At 37.4% G+C, this 17,925-nt stretch carries 20 protein-coding genes; 3 read left to right on the top strand and 17 right to left on the bottom strand.

Translation table 11 applies throughout. The features are described 5' to 3' along the window. Window positions 1-38 precede the first annotated feature (38 nt). On the top strand, window positions 39-992 hold the full coding sequence (locus H2O64_RS18670) for an ATP-grasp domain-containing protein (RefSeq protein WP_187563745.1): 954 nt from the start codon (window positions 39-41) through the stop codon (window positions 990-992). 121 nt (window positions 993-1,113) lie between these two features. Next, a complete protein-coding gene (locus tag H2O64_RS18675; RefSeq protein WP_187563746.1) occupies window positions 1,114-1,614 on the top strand; it encodes a hypothetical protein in 501 nt (166 codons plus the stop codon). An 18-nt stretch (window positions 1,615-1,632) separates the two neighbouring features. Here the strand turns inward: H2O64_RS18675 and H2O64_RS18680 are convergent, their stop codons facing one another. The 17 genes from H2O64_RS18680 to H2O64_RS18760 all read right to left on the bottom strand — a co-directional run bounded on the left by H2O64_RS18680 (window position 1,633) and on the right by H2O64_RS18760 (window position 16,074). After that, window positions 1,633-2,229: an acyltransferase gene (locus H2O64_RS18680; protein WP_187563747.1), complete on the bottom strand. Its 597-nt coding sequence runs from the start codon at window positions 2,227-2,229 to the stop codon at window positions 1,633-1,635. Window positions 2,230-2,315: 86 nt separating this feature from the next. Beyond that, window positions 2,316-3,068 carry an enoyl-CoA hydratase/isomerase family protein gene (locus H2O64_RS18685; RefSeq protein WP_187563748.1) on the bottom strand — a complete coding sequence of 251 codons (753 nt, stop codon included), beginning with the start codon at window positions 3,066-3,068 and terminating at the stop codon, window positions 2,316-2,318. Between the two features lie 100 nt (window positions 3,069-3,168). After that, window positions 3,169-3,459 carry a GIY-YIG nuclease family protein gene (locus H2O64_RS18690; protein ID WP_187563749.1) on the bottom strand — a complete coding sequence of 97 codons (291 nt, stop codon included), beginning with the start codon at window positions 3,457-3,459 and terminating at the stop codon, window positions 3,169-3,171. A 110-nt stretch (window positions 3,460-3,569) separates the two neighbouring features. Next, entirely contained in the window at window positions 3,570-6,062 is a 2,493-nt protein-coding gene (paaZ, locus tag H2O64_RS18695) for a phenylacetic acid degradation bifunctional protein PaaZ (protein ID WP_187563750.1), read from the bottom strand. Window positions 6,063-6,345: 283 nt separating this feature from the next. Next, window positions 6,346-7,554 (bottom strand): acetyl-CoA C-acyltransferase, encoded by a 1,209-nt coding sequence (locus H2O64_RS18700; RefSeq protein WP_187563751.1) that lies wholly within the window; start codon window positions 7,552-7,554, stop codon window positions 6,346-6,348. Between the two features lie 91 nt (window positions 7,555-7,645). Continuing rightward, window positions 7,646-8,008, bottom strand: coding sequence for a four helix bundle protein (locus H2O64_RS18705; protein WP_187563752.1), 363 nt, complete (start codon window positions 8,006-8,008; stop codon window positions 7,646-7,648). Between the two features lie 36 nt (window positions 8,009-8,044). Next, window positions 8,045-8,449, bottom strand: coding sequence for a PaaI family thioesterase (locus tag H2O64_RS18710; RefSeq protein ID WP_187563753.1), 405 nt, complete (start codon window positions 8,447-8,449; stop codon window positions 8,045-8,047). A 53-nt stretch (window positions 8,450-8,502) separates the two neighbouring features. Next, window positions 8,503-8,763 (bottom strand): hypothetical protein, encoded by a 261-nt coding sequence (locus H2O64_RS18715; RefSeq protein ID WP_187563754.1) that lies wholly within the window; start codon window positions 8,761-8,763, stop codon window positions 8,503-8,505. A 59-nt stretch (window positions 8,764-8,822) separates the two neighbouring features. After that, window positions 8,823-9,995 (bottom strand): 3-hydroxyacyl-CoA dehydrogenase NAD-binding domain-containing protein, encoded by a 1,173-nt coding sequence (locus H2O64_RS18720; RefSeq protein ID WP_187563755.1) that lies wholly within the window; start codon window positions 9,993-9,995, stop codon window positions 8,823-8,825. Window positions 9,996-10,079: 84 nt separating this feature from the next. Then, complete coding sequence (locus tag H2O64_RS18725; RefSeq protein WP_187563756.1) at window positions 10,080-10,865, bottom strand: enoyl-CoA hydratase-related protein; 786 nt, start codon at window positions 10,863-10,865, stop codon at window positions 10,080-10,082. A gap of 54 nt (window positions 10,866-10,919) precedes the next feature. Beyond that, window positions 10,920-11,420: a 1,2-phenylacetyl-CoA epoxidase subunit PaaD gene (paaD, locus tag H2O64_RS18730; protein ID WP_187563757.1), complete on the bottom strand. Its 501-nt coding sequence runs from the start codon at window positions 11,418-11,420 to the stop codon at window positions 10,920-10,922. A gap of 78 nt (window positions 11,421-11,498) precedes the next feature. Continuing rightward, the gene (gene paaC / locus H2O64_RS18735; protein WP_187563758.1) at window positions 11,499-12,251 is read right to left on the bottom strand and encodes a 1,2-phenylacetyl-CoA epoxidase subunit PaaC; all 753 of its coding nucleotides are present in this window, start codon (window positions 12,249-12,251) and stop codon (window positions 11,499-11,501) included. Window positions 12,252-12,440: 189 nt separating this feature from the next. After that, the gene (gene paaB / locus H2O64_RS18740; protein ID WP_187563759.1) at window positions 12,441-12,725 is read right to left on the bottom strand and encodes a 1,2-phenylacetyl-CoA epoxidase subunit PaaB; all 285 of its coding nucleotides are present in this window, start codon (window positions 12,723-12,725) and stop codon (window positions 12,441-12,443) included. Window positions 12,726-12,823: 98 nt separating this feature from the next. Further along, window positions 12,824-13,780 (bottom strand): 1,2-phenylacetyl-CoA epoxidase subunit PaaA, encoded by a 957-nt coding sequence (paaA, locus tag H2O64_RS18745; RefSeq protein ID WP_187563760.1) that lies wholly within the window; start codon window positions 13,778-13,780, stop codon window positions 12,824-12,826. Window positions 13,781-13,978: 198 nt separating this feature from the next. Beyond that, window positions 13,979-15,052, bottom strand: a complete 1,074-nt coding sequence (gene paaE / locus H2O64_RS18750) for a 1,2-phenylacetyl-CoA epoxidase subunit PaaE (RefSeq protein WP_187563761.1) — start codon at window positions 15,050-15,052, stop codon at window positions 13,979-13,981. Window positions 15,053-15,197: 145 nt separating this feature from the next. After that, window positions 15,198-15,377 carry a hypothetical protein gene (locus H2O64_RS18755; RefSeq protein WP_187563762.1) on the bottom strand — a complete coding sequence of 60 codons (180 nt, stop codon included), beginning with the start codon at window positions 15,375-15,377 and terminating at the stop codon, window positions 15,198-15,200. A 121-nt stretch (window positions 15,378-15,498) separates the two neighbouring features. After that, a complete protein-coding gene (locus H2O64_RS18760; protein ID WP_187563763.1) occupies window positions 15,499-16,074 on the bottom strand; it encodes a TetR/AcrR family transcriptional regulator in 576 nt (191 codons plus the stop codon). A gap of 111 nt (window positions 16,075-16,185) precedes the next feature. On the opposite strand from H2O64_RS18760, the gene H2O64_RS18765 reads away from it, so the two are divergent. Beyond that, the gene (locus H2O64_RS18765; RefSeq protein ID WP_187563764.1) at window positions 16,186-17,925 is read left to right on the top strand and encodes an aromatic amino acid hydroxylase; all 1,740 of its coding nucleotides are present in this window, start codon (window positions 16,186-16,188) and stop codon (window positions 17,923-17,925) included.

A 17,925-nucleotide genomic window follows, 5' to 3' on the forward strand; every position in this document is an offset into this window, starting at 1 on the left:
CTTTAAACTATCTTTATTTTTTAATAATTTTATTGCTAATGACAGCTATTTCCAACAACCAACGAAACTTAGTCCGAATCGTTTATGACATTGCCAATGATCATGAAATTGACATTGAATCTTTTTCGTATGACTGGATCTTGAAACTTTCCAAAAATGGTCGTAACAGCCATATTTTTGGGTATAATTTTGAGTTAAACTCATCTACTTCCAAAATGATTGCTGGTGATAAAAGTGCGGCTTCCGATTTATTACATGCCGCTGGCGTTTCTACCGTAATGCATCAATTGTTTTTGAATCCGAATATGGAAAAGTATGTCAGCAGCAATGGTAATTGGCAAAATATCCTTAAATTCTTCCATGATAACGACCAGCATATTGTGTGTAAACCTGTGGATGGCACTGGCGGAAATGGAGTATTTATGGCTAACTCTATTATAAAATTAGAACAAGCAATTCATTCGCTTTTCTCCAAACATAGAAGTATTTGTTTGTCGCCTTTTTATGATATCAAGAAAGAATATAGAGCTGTTATTTTAGATGGAGAAGTTCAGTTAATGTATCAAAAAGATATTCCTTTTGTAGAAGCTAATGGTTCAAAAAATATATTAGAATTGTTACAATCAAAATTTTCAGGGGAAACGTTAGACAGCGTGATTGCTACTTTTTCTACTAAAAAAGATAGAAACTTTAGTGACATTCCACCGAAAGGAGAAATCATAGAAGTGAATTGGAAAAGCAATTTAGCAGAAGGTGCAGAAGCAGCATTGACAGAGAATGAAACGGTAAAAATTCTTGCCGTAAAAGCTGCAAATGCGATTAACATTCGATTTTGTTCTGTAGATATTACAGAAACAACAACTGGTGATTTTTATGTGATGGAAATTAATTCTGGCGTGATGATTGAGCATTTCTTGAATAGCAATCAAGATAAATATCAAATGGTCAAAAGTATTTATGAGAAAGCGGTTTTGAAGATGTTGGAAATGTAATATTTGTATTGGATGAAGGTGAAATTTCAACAAAATTACACTGATTACGGAAAGCCGTAATAATGTTTTAGTGAAGTAGGATATTTTTACTAAATATTAATATTCTAAATAACTAAAACTTATGAAAAAGACATCCTTTCTTATTTTAATTTTACTCGTTACCATTTTAACTTCTTGTGGCTCTTATGTTCGAATTGGTGATTTAACAGGTATCAGTAATCGCAATTTAGATGATAGCGAAACTTATGTTTTATTAAAAAGAGATGTGCAAGCGATTGCGAAATCTAAAAATGATGATGCGTTAGAGCAAGCTGTGGATAATCTGACCCGAGAATATGAAGGTGAATTTCTGAGAAATGCTAAAATCTATGTAAAAAGTAATGGAGCAAAAGTAAAAGTTATTGGTGATGTTTGGGGTGTTCAACGCACTAATGTAAATGTAACAACCAATGCGAATGCTAAAATTGAATTAAAAATAGGAGACAAAGTTGTTTTTAGAAGAAAAGGTGACTTAACAGACGGAAAAATTATTGGCTTGAATGCAACCTCTGTTATTGTAGAATATGGTCGTAAAAAGAAGAAAATAGAGTTAAAATATGATGAAGTTATTAAGACAGAATAGTATTAGTTTTAATAAAAATCACTCACCCATAAAATCACGTAAGGTATCATAAAACGCTTCCTGAGTTGGACGCTCTTTTGGAACTTCACGCAACGGTTCCACTTCGCGTAAAGTTTCGTGACAATCCGTCGGTAATTGTTGATAGAGTTGCGTGCCTTTGGTTTTCCATACAATCATTTCATCGCTTACTTGCTTGATCACTTTTGCAGGATTTCCAACTACTAAACTACGATTCGGAATGACGGTTTTTGCTTTTACAAACGTCATTGCACCAATGATACTTTCATCACCGATTTCCGCATCATCCATGATTACTGTGTTCATTCCGACCAAGACATTTCTGCCAATATTTGCACCGTGAATAATAGCACCATGACCAATATGCGCACTTTCTTTCAACACAATCGATTTTCCTGGAAACATGTGTACGGTACAATTTTCTTGCACATTTACGCCATCTTCCAAAATAATTTCGCCCCAATCACCACGAATCGCAGCGCCTGGACCGATGTAACAGTTTTTACCAATAATCACATTTCCCGTCACAGCCGCCAACGGATGCACAAAACTACTTTCGTGTACGACTGGTATGTATCCTTTGAATCCGTAAATCATATTTAGCTGTTATTAAACGTCAGTTCAAGTTGAAGCGAAATGACGTTACTTTTACATTTTATATTTAGAGTTTTACATTTTGCCTTTTAAGCAAACCGTTTCAGCGTTTCCTTAGTAAATTCCGAAAGCACTAATCTTCCAGAAATTGCTGCGCGTTCTGCCAATAGGTTGTCCCAATCTTCCGTTCCTGCCCAAAATGCTTTTTTCATTTCGGCCATTGCTTCAGGATTATAGGTACATAAGTGATTCGAAAACGCAGTTACTTGTTCGTCCAGTTCTTCGTTAGTTTCGTAGACTTTCATGTACAAACCTTTGCTTCTCGCCCATTCTGCATCGTAAAAACTATTGGCGTCAATGGCAATTTGTGACATTCCGCTCAATCCTAATTTACGCTCTACAGCTGGTCCAACGACAAAAGGTCCAATTCCAACATTCAATTCACTGAGTTTGATCGATGCAAATTTAGAAGCCATGCAATAATCGACTGCAGAAGCCAATCCAACGCCACCACCAACAGTTTTTCCTTGCACACGTCCAATGATAAATTTTGGACATTTACGCATTGCGTTGATTACGTTTGCAAATCCTGAAAAGAAAATTCTTCCCGTTTCTGCATCGTTGATATTAATCAATTCTTTGAAACTTGCGCCTGCGCAGAAAGTACGATCTCTTCCACTCTTAAGAACAATTACTTTGATGTCGTCATTCGTCCCTGCATCAGTAATCGTTTGTGCTAATTTGGCTAAAATATCTCCTGGCAACGAATTGTGCGCTGGATGAAAAAATTCAATCGTGGCAACTCCGTTGTGTATGTCTTGTTTTACGTATGGATCTGTCATATTCATTTCCCACGAAAGTGGGAATCTTATTAATGGTTACACTTTATTTTCTTGGGATTCCCAATTTATTGACAAACTAATAGGAATCTTATTAATGGTTCTACTTTATTTTATCTGCTAAATCTTCCCAATTAGGATTTTCCTTTTCAATCAACTCAATTTTCCAATCACGATTCCATTTCTTCATTTTCTTTTCTCTGAGAAGTGCGTTTTCTTTTTCTTCGTGATTTTCAAAATATACCAAAACATTCAAATTATATCTTGCTGAAAAAGTGTTTGGATGAACTTTGTTTTTATGCTGTTGTATTCTTCTTTTTAAATCTTTTGTAACTCCAATATATAAAACACCTTTTGGTTTGTTTGTGATGATGTATACTGAATATGTTTCCAAATTGATTCTATATTTAAATTCCACTTTCGTGGGATTCTTCTCTTAATTTAATATTTTATTGACTTTGTGAGACTCCCGATTTCTCGGGAGCTTTGAACAATTCGGTTTGCCTAAAGCAAACCGAATTGTTCAAAGTGATGATTGAAATGCTTAGTATTCATCAAACTCCACTCAAATTTGTCTAAAGCTCCAAAAACTGCATTTTTAGTCGTTGCTTCAGGGTTTTCTTTGAAATACAATTCGAATGCGTGGTATGCTTCTATCAATTTTTGTTTGGCTTCCGCCAGATTTTCGTAGCGTGCTTCTGATATTAGATTTTGTAATAATTTTGGTGCTTCAAAGTTTCTAGGCATTTTATCGTGCGTGTACAAACTGTCTTGCACTTTTTCTAGATATTTCTCTGGAGTTTCTATTTCAAAATCTTGAATTTCTCCAGATGCTACTCGTAGTGAATATTCCAAATGCTCTACCATTTGTTGTGACGACATGTTTCCCCAAGCTGGTTTTGTATCTTCAGTAAGTTTGCCTAAATAGTTTTGAATCGATTTTTTGTCTATTGTTTTGAACGGATTGATTTTCTGAACCATTGTCAAAATTGTCGCAATTGCCACCAATTCGTCTTCCTGATCAAATACCTCAACAAACCATTTTACAATTCCGCTTGGTAATTCTTTTCCTCTAGAATCACGATCTATTTTTTGCTTACAGGTCAATCGTACATAAATCGTATCATTGTGATAGATTGGACGCAAGAAACGACATTCTTCCAAACCATAATTTGCCGCTACTGGACCTTTGTTTGGATAGACAAACAACCCTGCCGCTGCGGCAATGATGAAATATCCGTGCGCCGTCCGTTTTTCAAAAATACTTCCTTCCAACGAAGTGATATCTGTATGCGCATAGAAATGATCCCAAGTTAAGTTTGCAAAGTTGATAATATCCGTATCTGTAACGGTTCGTTTGTGTGTTTTTAAAGACATTCCTGCTTCGATATCTTCCCAATGATATGCAAACGGATGTTTTAGAGTTTCTTTATATTCGGCATTCGCCTGATAGATTCCTGTAACTTCGGTTAGTGTTGTCGGCGAACCTTGAATAGCGCAACGTTGCATGTAATGTTTGATGCCGCGCATTCCGCCCATTTCTTCACCTCCACCAGCACGTCCTGGACCACCGTGAACTAATAGTGGTAATGGTGAACCGTGGCCTGTACTTTGTTTTGCCATATCACGATTTCCGACTAAGATTCTTCCGTGATGCGATGCTGCTCCAACTACATATTCTTTGGCGCGTTTGTCGTCATTTGTAAAGATGGAAGATACTAATGAACCTTTCCCCATTTGGGCTAATTCAATAGCTTCATCCATGTTTTTGTAAGGCATAATGGTACTCACAGGACCAAATGCTTCTATTTCGTGAACCGCTGTGTTTTTGAACGGATTGTTTTCTCTTAATAAGATTGGACTTAGGAACGCTCCTTTTTCTCCATCTGCGCCAACTGCGTCAATGTTATCTAGACTTCCATACACCATATCAGCCGTTTGTACTAATTTGGAAACCTGATCTTTTACCGATTGCACTTGTGCTTTGTTGATTAATGCGCCCATGCGAACTTCTTTGAGTCGCGGATCACCAATGGTCACTTTATCTAATTGTTTTCCAAGTGCGATTTGTACATCTTCTACTAAGTTTTCTGGAACGATGATTCTTCGGATTGCGGTACATTTTTGACCAGTTTTTACCGTCATTTCTTTTCGAACTTCTTTGACGAATAAATCAAATTCTGGAGTTCCTGGCACTGCATCTTCTCCTAATACTGAACAGTTCAGTGAATCGGCTTCCATGGTGAATGGAACTGCTTCTTGCACTAATCTTGGATGTGCTTTTAAGATTCTTCCTGTATGTGCCGAACCTGTAAATGTTACTACATCTTGAGATTCTACTGTATCTAGAATACTTTTTGTCATTCCACTTAAGAGTTGCAATGCGCCTTCCGGCAAGATTCCAGAATCTATAATGACTCTTACAACTGCTTCTGTTAAGTAGGATGTTTGTGGTGCTGGTAATACTACTGCTGCCATTCCTGCCATCCAGTTTACGGCACATTTTTCTAACATTCCCCATACTGGGAAGTTGAATGCGTTGATGTGAACTGCAACGCCACGTTTTGGCACTAAGATATGATGCGCCATGAAACGTCCGCCACGCGACAAATCGATTGGATCGCCTTCTACATGGTATGGTTGATTTGGAAATAGTTTACGAAGTGAAGCATTTGCGAATAGGTTTCCGAATCCGCCTTCGATATCAATCCAACTATCCACACGTGTTGCGCCCGTTTTGTAACTGATGTCGTAGAATTGTTCTTTTCGTTTGTTGAGATATAAAGCTAGTGTTTTGAGCATGTTTCCACGCTCTTGAAAAGTCATTTTTCGAAGTTTTTCGCCTCCTTTTGTTCTTCCGTACGCAAGTGCTGACGGAATATCGAGTCCTTCTGTGGTTGCAAATCCGATGGTTTCTCCTGTTACGGCATCAAACATTGGTGAACCTTCTCCGGTTCCTTGCGTCCATTGTCCGTTAATATAGCTTTGTAGAATCATATTTCGTTGTTGGTTTCTTGTTGTTGGTTGTTGGTTGCGTCGCTTTGCTCCTAGTTTTTTTGTTTATTTGTTTTTCTGTTGATTTGTTTTACTCTTAACTCATCACTTTTTAACTTTTAACTTATTTTGTTGATTTATTATTTCGGCTTTCTCAATACTCAATTCTCATATCTCAATTCTAGCTCCGCGTTAGGGATTGAGGCTTTGTTGGAGCTCCTCGCAGAGAGCGACTGCCGAAAGCGCGACCGCCATTTTTCATGGTGGGAACGCCCAAATTTATATTTTAAATAGTTACATTTTCAATGATTGCCGCATAGCCTTGTCCGACACCGATACACATGGTAATGAGCGCGTAACGCTTGTTGGTTTCCTGTAATTGCAACGCCGCCGAATACGCAATACGTGTTCCGGTAACGCCCAATGGATGACCGATTGCGATTGCGCCACCATTTGGGTTGATTCGTGCATCATCGTCCGCCAATCCCCATTCGCGAATGCACGCTAAACTCTGCGCTGCAAAGGCTTCGTTGAGTTCGATAACGTCCATATCATCCATCGTTAATCCTGCTTTTTGTAAGGCTTTGTTGGACGCATTTACAGGACCAATTCCCATGATGCGTGGTTCTACACCCACAACTGCCGAACTTACGATGCGTGCCATTGGTTTTAGATTGTATTTTTTGACAGCTGCTTCCGAAGCGATGATTGTTGCCGCCGCGCCATCATTTAGACCCGAAGCATTTCCTGCGGTAACACTTCCGTTGCCTTTGAAGGCTGCTCTTAGTTTTCCTAAGATTTCTGCCGTCGTTGTTGGTTTTATGAATTCATCATCCTTGAAGATGATTGGATCTTTTTTACGTTGCGGAATTTCCACAGCTACGATTTCTTTGGCTAAACGTCCAGATTTTTGTGCTGCCGTCGCTTTCATTTGACTTCTGTATGCAAATGCATCTTGATCTTCGCGAGAGATATTGTATTTTTCGACTAGGTTTTCTGCCGTCATTCCCATGCCGTCCGTTCCGTACGCATCGTGCATTTTTGAGTTGACGAATCGCCAACCGAAACTTGTATCGTACATTTTAGCATCCGAACCATACGCACTTGTAGGTTTCGCAATTGCATACGGACCACGCGTCATGTTTTCCGTTCCACCAGCAATGAATACATGTCCGTCACCAGCTTTGATTGCACGATTGGCGTGAATGATTGCTGATAATCCAGAGCTACACAATCTGTTTACCGTTTCGCCAGGAACCGTGAATGGCAATCCTGCAAGTAGTAACGACATGCGTGCTACATTACGATTGTCTTCTCCCGCTTGATTTGCACAACCGATGATGACATCGTCATACGCGTCTTTTGGAATGTTTGGATTACGATCTGTGACTTCTTTGATCACCAAAGCGCCCAAATCATCTACACGTTGCGTAGCGAGTGTTCCTTTGAATTTTCCTATTGGAGTTCGAACTCCGTCTATGATGTATGCTTCCATGTTTGAAATGTAAAATTTAAAACTCTAAATGTAAAATGTAAAAGTGTTTGTTTGGATTACCAAACTGTATTTAGAACTTTTTCATTGATGCTTATTTTTTGTTTGATGTTTTTATGCTTGTTGTAAAGATAGCAACCAATTCGCTGCATTCTTTCTCTATTTTCTTAAATTCATTGATGTCTTTAACCAAGTTTGCTTCTATCATAATCTGCATGTTTACTTGAGATTCTCTCAACTCTTTTAGACATATTTTCATTTTATGAATAAAATCTCTTTTTGATTCAGCTGCTTGCGCTTCTCCATAATTTAATGCTGACGATGTTACTGAACGAATGAGCTGTTTTAATAAATGTTCAGATGCAAATTCTTTTTTTAGTGTCGAAGCATTTATAATTATGCTTGCAGAGAATTTTACTAATCGTTCCTGTAAATTGTATTGTTTCCGCGTCTCCACTTTTACATTTTTAATTTGAAATTTTACATTTAGAGTTTATTCCCAATCTTTTTGTGTTCGGTACACAACTCCTTTGAATAATGCGATGAGTTCGTCACCACGTTTGACTTCAATGATGTTAAAACCGAGTTTGTTTTTTACTTTTTCTATGACAGATTCTGCATAAATATAATCACCTTCTTCTAATGCTTCAATGTGATTGATAGATGTTTCGATAGAAACCGCATATTTACCATGTGTGTTTGCCGCGAATCCAAAAGCCGTGTCTGCTAGCGAGTAACTGATTCCGCCATGTGCTTTTGCCATACTGTTGAGCATGTCTTTACGAATGGTCAATCCAACTTTACATCTTCCTATCTCACATTCCAAAATTTCAATTCCCAACCACGTACTGAACGGATCGAGACTGAGCATTTTGTGTGGTATTTTGTTTCCTTGCATGTTTGAATTTTAAATGTTGAATTATAGATTTTAAGTTATAATCCTTTGCATTTTTATTTTTCACTCTTATATATTATTGCCGTTTGTCTTATTGATTTCGCGTCTAAAATTTGAATTAATTCTTCATCATTATCACATTCAATTAGCAATCCTGCATGTCTGGTTTTTACCTCGTCATAGTCTAAGTAATGTGGAGGACGAAAATAATCAACACCAATAATTTTTCTAACTAGAATAACATCTTCTAAATTAAATTCTAAATAATTTCCTGCTTCTATCTGTCCATGATGTTTTACATCGATATTTCCCGTCAAGACAAGACCCAATTTGACTTTAAACTTATCTTCAATATCAATTTCCAATAGTTTTTCCATTAAAAGAAATTCTTTCCTTGACGATTTAATTTTCTAAGCAACGGCGAACAACGATATCTGTCTTCATGGTATTCGTCGTAAAGTTTGTCTAAAGTTTCCACACACCAATCGATTCCTTTTTCATCTGCCCAAGCTAATAATCCTTTTGGATAGTTTACGCCTTTGGTCATGGCGTTGTCGATGTCTTCTGTGGAAGCGATGTTTAAGAATAAAGCATCTGCTGCTTCGTTGATAAGCATTACAAGAACTCGATCGAAAATTTGATTTGCTAGTTCTTCATCATAAGGCTTCTCGACTGCGCTCGAAGTGACACGTCCGTTTTCATCGTAATCATAATATCCTTTCCCAGTTTTTCTACCTAAATACCCAGCTTCTGACAAGCGTTTTTGCGTGAATGAAGGTTTGTATCGAGCATCGAAATAGAATGCTGTAAATACAGTTTCCGTCACGGTATAGTTTACATCATTTCCAATGAAATCCATCAATTCAAATGGTCCCATACGGAATCCGCCCAATGTCTTTAATGCTTTGTCGATGGTAGCGAAATCAGCCAATCCTTCTTCATAGATTCGTAACGATTCTCCATAGAAAGGTCGTGCAACTCTATTTACGATGAATCCTGGCGTATCTTTTGCCACAGCGACTACTTTTTTCCAATCGGCAATAGTTTTGATTGTTTTGTCTAAGACTTCTTGCGACGTTTGAATCGCAGGAATTACCTCAACCAATTTCATTAATGGTGCTGGATTGAAGAAATGAATTCCAATACAACGCGCAGGATTTTTTAATGCAGAAGCAATGGAAGCTATTGATAATGACGAAGTGTTTGAAGCTATGATTGCTTCTTCAGAAAGATATGTTTCTAATTCTACAAATACTTTTTGCTTGATGTCTAGGTTTTCTATAATTGCTTCGATAGTTAGGTCCGAATCGCCTAAATCCTTGAGCGAATCTACATAGGAAATGTTTCCTTGAATGCGTTTTTTTTCAGCGGTATTGATTCGTCCTTTTTCGACCAATCGATTTAATATTTTTTCTAAAGCTGCTTTACTTTTGTCTAAAGCCGCTTGTTTTGTATCGTATAGTTTGACTATGCATCCAGCAGTTGCTGCAACTTGCGCAATTCCGCTTCCCATAGTTCCTGAACCTATTATTCCTACGTTTTTGATCATAAATTATAAATGTTGAATTATAAATGTTAAATGTGAATTTCTTTACCTTTTACATTTAAACTTTTACATTTTGCTGTTTTATATTTATTTCCCTTTAAAGTTTGGTTTTCTTTTTTCAACAAAAGAAGCAACTCCTTCTCTGTAATCTCCCGATTCACTTGCTTCAATTTGATGTTTTGATTCTAACGCAAGTTGCGCATCAAGGTCATTTGAAAGTGATTGATTTAATACTTTTTTCGTGAGACCTAATGCTTTTGTTGGCATTTTCGCTAGTTTTTCAGCCAACGCCGTTACCTCTTCTTTGAATGTTTCTAGTGGTAATACTTTGTATAGCATTCCTAAACGTTCCGCTTCTACAGCACCAACTTTGTCGCCTAATAACATTAAGGCAGATGCTTTTTGGAATCCGATTAATCGTGGTAAGAAAAACGTTCCCGCACTGTCTGGAATTAATCCGATTTTACTGAAAGCTTGAATGAAACTTACTTTTTCATGCGCTACGACAATGTCACATGCTAATGCAATGTTTGCGCCTGCTCCAGCTGCAACACCATTGACAGCAGCAACAATTGGCTTTTCAATGGAACGAATTCGCTTGATAATCGGATTGTAATGTTCTTCGAGTATTTTTTTGAATCCAGGATTGAGTTCAGGCTGCGTAACTTCTTTTAAATCTTGACCTGCGCAAAATGCTTTTCCTTCTCCTGTGAGTACAACAGAACGTACTTCATCATTTTGTTCACACTGATCTAAAGTGTCTTGCAAACGCAATGCCATTTCGCGATTGAAGCTATTGAATACTTCTGGTCGATTGAGCGTTATGTGCGCTACATTGTTTTCAATTTTTAGTTCAATTGAATTATTACTCATACCTTATTTTTTTATTTCTACTATAAATAGAGATTCCTGCTTGTGCAGGAATTATTATTTTAAACATTTAAAGTAATCAAAAGGTTCTAAACAGTCTTCGCATTTGAATAATGCTTTACATGCTGTGGAACCAAATTGACTGACTAATTTTGTGTTGGATGAATTGCAATTGGTACATTTTACAATGCGTTTGTCTCCAAGCAAGGCTTCTTTGTCTGCATCAGCTTCCAACGGCGGCGCAATTCCGTATTCGCGGAGTGCATTTCGTCCACGTTCTGTAATCCAGTCCGTTGTCCATGCTGGCGACAGAATTAGTTTTACGCTGGATTTATAACCGTTTTCTTCGAGTGCTTTTGTGATGTCTTCGCCAATAACGTCCATTGCAGGACAACCTGTGTACGTTGGTGTAATTTTAACTTCCACGATTCCATCAACAAGTATCGCTGAACGCACAACGCCCATATCCATGATAGAAAGTACTGGAATTTCAGGATCGGATACTTTTTCCAGTATTGGAATGAGGTCTTCGTCTATGTATTGATTGGTTGTGATCATTTTGATTTGTAATACGTTTGATGAGATCCTGAATCAAGTTCAGGATGAAGTGGTAACATTTCTGATTTCTCAGAAATGTTACCACTTCATGTTTGGATACGCTCTTTGCATGTATTGCATATCAGCCAATATATAGCCCATGTGTTCTGTATGAATTCCAGATTTTCCTCCTTTTTGGAAGTATTTTGATGCTGGAACCGTAAGCGTTGCTTCTTGTAGTAATGCCGTTACTTTTTCGTAATACACATCTTTTAATACTGAAACATCCACACCAATTCCTTCTTCTGCCATGATTTTTGCATCTTCCGTCACTTCAAATAGTTCGTTGGTATATGTCCAAAGTCCATCAATAGCATTTTGCATTTTTTCATGACTAATCTCAGTTCCATCGCCCAAACGCTTTACCCAATCGCCAGTGAAACGCACATGATACGATACTTCTTTGATAGATTTTTTTGCAATCGCGCTTAGCGTCATATCTTGACTGAATTGTAATTTTTCGAGCAGCAATAAGTGATATACATCAAATAGATATTGTCTTGCAATTGTATATGCAAAGTCACGATTTGGTTGTTCTACTAAGAGTACATTTTTATATTCACGTTCTATACGTAAGAACGCGATATCGTCTTCTGTTTTGTCTTCACCTTTTAGTTCGGCTGCATATTGAAAATACCCACGTGTTTGCCCAAATAAGTCTAAAGAAATGTTTGTACACGCAATATCAGTTTCCAAGTTTGGTCCGTGACCGCACAGTTCTCCCAATCGCTGACCTGCTATTAAGCAGTTGTCTGCCAATTCGAGTATGTAGTTGTATAGGTTTGTTTTCATAATCATTTCCCGTGAAAACGGGGGTTTTTTAATGATAGCTTACTGTTTTTTGAATTCCTGCTCACTTCGACTCCGCTCAGTGAACATGTTTAGATTCCTGCCTTCACTTCAACTTCGTTCAGTGCAAGCGCAGGAATGACAAAACTTGCATTAGTGAGATTCCCGCCTACGCGGGAATGATGCTTTGCATCACATATGCTTTATTTCATCCGGCAACGTATAAAACGTTGGATGACGATATACTTTGTCGTGTGCTGGTTCAAATAATTCTCCATTGTTTTCAGGATTTGAAGCTGTGATATCTTTCGATTCTACAACCCAAATACTTACACCTTCGCTTCTACGCGTATACACATCTCTTGCATTTTCTAGTGCCATTTCTGCATCAGCAGCATGCAAACTTCCAAAGTGTCTGTGTTCTAATCCGTTTTTACTTCTGACGAATATTTCCCAAAGTGGCCAATTTTTTTCCATATTTATTGCCCACGAAAGTGGGTAACTTTTAGTTATTATTACAATGTTTGTAGACTTATTGCATCTCGACTGCGCTCGATGTGACAAAGCCAATACTATTAAACAGCTTTACTGATTTTTCTTACTTTTTTCTTTTCTGCGTAACTCATGGCTGCATCACGAACCCAAGTTCCTTCTTCCCAAGCACCAACACGTGCATTCATACGTTCTTTGTTGCATGGACCGTGCCCTTTGACTACTTGCCAAAATTCATCCCAATCGATTTCTCCAAAGTCGTAATGACCAGTTTCTTCATTCCATTTTAAGTCTGGATCTGGGATTGTTAATCCTAAGATATCTGCTTGTGGAACTGTTTGATCAATGAATTGCTGACGTAATTCGTCGTTTGTTTTACGTTTTAGTTTCCACTTCATCGATTGTTCTGTGTGCACAGATTCTGCATCTGTTGGCCCTAACATCATTAATGATGGCCACCACCAACGATTGAGTGCATCTTGCGCCATTTCTTTTTGTTCTGGTGCTCCGTTACAGAGTTTCATCATGATTTCGAATCCTTGACGTTGGTGAAAGCTTTCTTCTTTACATACACGAATCATTGCGCGTGCATACGGTCCGTACGAAGTGTTGCATAATGGCACTTGATTGATAATTGCTGCACCATCTACTAACCAACCAACTGCGCCCATGTCTGCCCAACTTACCGTTGGATAGTTGAAAATGCTTGAGTATTTAGCTTTTCCAGAGTGTAATTGTTCGTATAATTCTTCGCGAGAGATTCCTAAAGTTTCACATGCGCTGTATAGGTACAAACCATGTCCGGCTTCATCTTGCACTTTGGCTAACAATGCAACTTTTCTACGGAGTGAAGGTGCTCTGGTAATCCAGTTTCCTTCAGGTAGCATTCCTACGATTTCAGAATGTGCATGTTGCGATATTTGCCTGATGTGTGTTTTTCTATATTTTTCGGGCATCCAATCTTTTGGCTCAATTTTTTCGTCATTGGCGATTCGTTGCTCAAAGATTTCTTCCAAGTTTTTTAATTGTGCTTCACTCATGATTATGAATTTTAAATTAAAAATGCTAAATGTAAATTTTGATAGTTTTCATTTAGACTTTGTTGTTTTTTTCTTTTTCTTTTTTAGTTTCCCATTTTCATGGGAAGTTCCGCGTTAGGGATTGAGGTTTTGTTGAAGCTCCTCGTAGAGAGCGACTACCGAAAGCCCGACCCAAAGGGAAACGCCCAAATTATTTTTCTATACATCAAAGTCAACAATGACTTTTTCTGTGGTTGGAACGGATTGACATGATAATACTAATCCGCTAGCAACTTCGTGATCTGATAGTGCATAGTTGATTTTCATTTCCACGGAACCTTCTACAACTCTACATTTGCACGTGCTACAAACGCCTCCTTTGCAGGCAAACGGCAAATCGGCTCCAGCGGCAAGTGCACCATCGAGAATGTTGTCATATTCGTCTTCCATAATGAAGTGAAATTCTTTTCCACCATCCATAATGGTTACATCGGTTCCTTCTACTTTTTTTTCTAGTATTTCTGCGATGTGTGCATTGGAAGCTTTTTTGTCTCCTGAAAAGAATAGTTCGTAATGAATGTTTTCTTTTGGCAATCCGGCAGCTTCGAGTTCATCTCTGATCAAAAAGATCATTTCTTCAGGTCCACAAATGAAACAATCGGCAGTATCATTGATATCAATGAACGTTTTTGTGAGTGTTTGAATTTTTTCTGTGGTAAATCGTCCGTTTAAAAATTCAATATCTCGTTGTTCTTTTGTTAAGAAATAGAACACATTAAAACGCTGTAAGTATTTGTTTTTCAGTTGCTCTATCTCTTCTTTAAAGATAATAGATTTTACCGTGCGATTCAAGTAGAACAACTTAAAAGTGCTGTTTGGCTCTAATGCTAAGTGTGTTTTTATGATGGATAGCATTGGTGTGATTCCACTTCCAGCGGCAAATGCAATGTAATTTTTGTGTGCGTTTGGATCAACTTCCACATAAAAGTTACCTGCTGGTGCCATTAGTTGAAGTGTATCTCCAGCTTTTAGTTCTGTGTTTGCGTATGTTGAAAATACGCCTCCAGGAATTTGCTTTACCGCAACTTTCCATTGCTTGTCTACTGGACTTGAGCATAACGAATACGATCGGCGAACATCTTCGCCATTAATCATTTTTCGCAAGGTTAGGTATTGTCCTTGAATATAGTTGAATTCTTCCTGAAGATTTTCAGGAATATCGAATGTGATTACAGTACAATCTGAAGTGTCTTTGTATACTTCAGCAACTTCAATTTCATGAAACTTTGCCATGCAGTTTTTTTAGTTCTTTTTACAAAACTAACAATTGTTAGTTTTACTTGCAACTAAAGTTATGTTAAATATTATGGTTCAATTATTTACCAAAGAAAAAGAGCGCTTTAGAGGCGCTCTTTTATGTTTACAATTACTTACAAGATTAGCATGTTCGATCACAGCTTTGCTCTTGGCAGGTTTGTTCTCCACATGTTAAGCATGTTTCTTCTTGGATACAAGAATTACTTCCTGGCGGTACTGGCGGTCCGCCTGCGACAATAGTTGTAAGATTTGAGATTACATTTTTTTTTAATCTTAAATGATTCGTAGGTTTTGTTTTCATTATGGTAGGTTTAAAAGTTCTATACACATAAAGATATGTATGATTATCTGTTTTAGTGAAAGGTTTTACATTAGAACTTTTAGTGTGTAAGTACTTGAAAGGTTATATTTATTCTTGTATATTAGAGAGCTACACCTGTAAGCAATACTTTGCTCAATTTACCTAATAAATCTTCTTTTAGAATGTCTTCTCTTTTAGGAATCCACAGATATAATGAACGCAAGGTAGAAAGAATAGAGAATAAGATGATTTCAGGATCTACTGTTTTGAGTTCTCTGCTTTCAATACCTTGTTTTAGAATTTGACGAAAACTTTCTTCGTAGTTTCTTCGTAATGTTAGGTAATATTCTATTTGTTCTTCTAGGTGCATCCAATCATTATTCATGGTTGCCATTCGTGAAGGGTTTTCCATAGTAATTTGCACATGAAGCGCAATGATGCGTTCTAGTTTTTCGATACTTGATATTTCGGCGGCAACTATTTGAGCCATTCCTTGTGTAAATTGTTCGCCAATGGTGATAATGATATCTGAAAGTATTTCTTGTTTTGACTGAATGTGATTGTATAAACTGGCTGCTTTGATTCCCATAGCTTTTGCTATGTCACGCATCGTCACCGCACTGTATCCTTTTTGCTTGAAAAGCATTTCGGCAGTACGTACAATTTCTTCTTTTCGAGTTTCGTTTTTTTGTGTCATGATGTTGCCCTAATCAGTTTGTGAATATACATATTTTATAAAATACGTTGAATATTTGCTTTTTATTGCTTGAATATTTTAGGTTTTAATAGCTTTGTCAAAATTTGCCGCATGAACCAGAATATTGAAACGAATCCTTTGTTGGATAGACTTCCTCCGCATTTACAACAGTATATTAAACCGCAGAATTATGACGATTATACCGCCATTAATCAAGCAGTTTGGCGTTATGTGATGCGAAAGAGCGTTTCATATTTGGGTACAGTTGCACACGATTCGTATTTGGATGGTTTGCAAAAAACAGGAATTTCTATTGATGATATTCCAAGTATGTACGGCATGAATCGGATTCTGAAAGAAATTGGTTGGGCTGCTGTTGCCGTAGACGGATTTATTCCGCCAAATGCGTTTATGGAGTTTCAAGCGTATAAAATATTGGTGATTGCGAGTGATATTAGACAGTTAGAACATATTACCTATACGCCAGCACCTGATATTATTCATGAAGCAGCTGGACATGCGCCAATTATTGCCAATCCTGATTATGCTGAATATTTAAGACGTTTTGGAGAAATTGGAGCGAAAGCCATTTTATCTGCGCATGATAATGATATGTATGAAGCAGTTCGTAAGCTTTCTATTGTGAAAGAAGCAGCTGGAAGTACAGCAACAGAAATTGAAGCCGCAGAAAATCGTGTAAACGAATTGCAAGCCAAAAAAGTAGATTTGTCTGAGATGGCAATGATTCGAAATTTACATTGGTGGACTGTAGAATATGGCTTGATTGGCAGTGTAGATACTCCAAAAATTTATGGCGCAGGGTTGCTTTCTTCTATTGGCGAAAGTAAATGGTGCATGACTGATGAAGTGAAAAAGATTCCATATTCCGTTGATGCCGCTTATCAAGAATTTGATATTACAAAACCGCAACCGCAATTGTATGTAACACCTGACTTCTCCTATTTAATGCAGGTTCTGGAAGAGTTTACCAATACCATGGCATTGCGAAAAGGTGGATTTAGAGGTTTGCGAAAGTTGATTGAATCTAAAAAGATTGGAACGATTGAACTGAGTACTGGTTTGCAAATTTCAGGAGTTTTTACAGAAATGATTACGAATGAAGATAATGAAGTTGTCTTTTTCAGAACCGAAGGACCAACCGCATTATCGAATCGTGAAAAAGAATTGATTGGTCATGGTGTATTGACACATCCGCATGGATTTAGCTCACCTTTAGGAAAGTTGAAAGGAATCAATTTGGCGATTGAAGATATGAGTCCGAGAGACTTGAAAGCATATAATTTTTATGACGGCGAACGCATTGCATTTGAATACGAAAGTGGTATTAAAGTAGAAGGTTTAAATGTTACTGGAATTCGAAATATCAATGGGAAATTGATTTTAATTCAGTTTACAGATTGTACGGTTACGTACCAAGATAAAGTATTATTTAAACCCGAATATGGAACGTTTGATTTAGCTTTAGGGAAAGAAATTGTTTCTGCTTATGCTGGCGCAGCCGATTACCGATCGTTTGATGCTACACATTTTAAGTCAGAAATAGTAACGGTAAAAGTTCCAACATCAAAAGCAGCTAAAGATTTAGATATTTTGTATGCAAAAGTGCGTGATTTTAGAACTGGAAAAAATACTGCAATTTCGCTTGAAACTATTTTTGAAACACTTTCCAACGAACACCCAAAAGATTGGTTATTGTTGGTTGAATTGTACGAACTGACAACTAAAAATACTTCGTTACAAACAAAGGTTTTAGAACGCTTACAAACGATTCAAACTACACGACCAGAAGTTGCGCAGTTGATTGCTGATGGAATTGAGTTGGTTGTTTAG

This window comes from Kordia aestuariivivens, assembly GCF_014397005.1.
In the GTDB taxonomy this organism is placed as follows: domain Bacteria; phylum Bacteroidota; class Bacteroidia; order Flavobacteriales; family Flavobacteriaceae; genus Kordia; species Kordia aestuariivivens.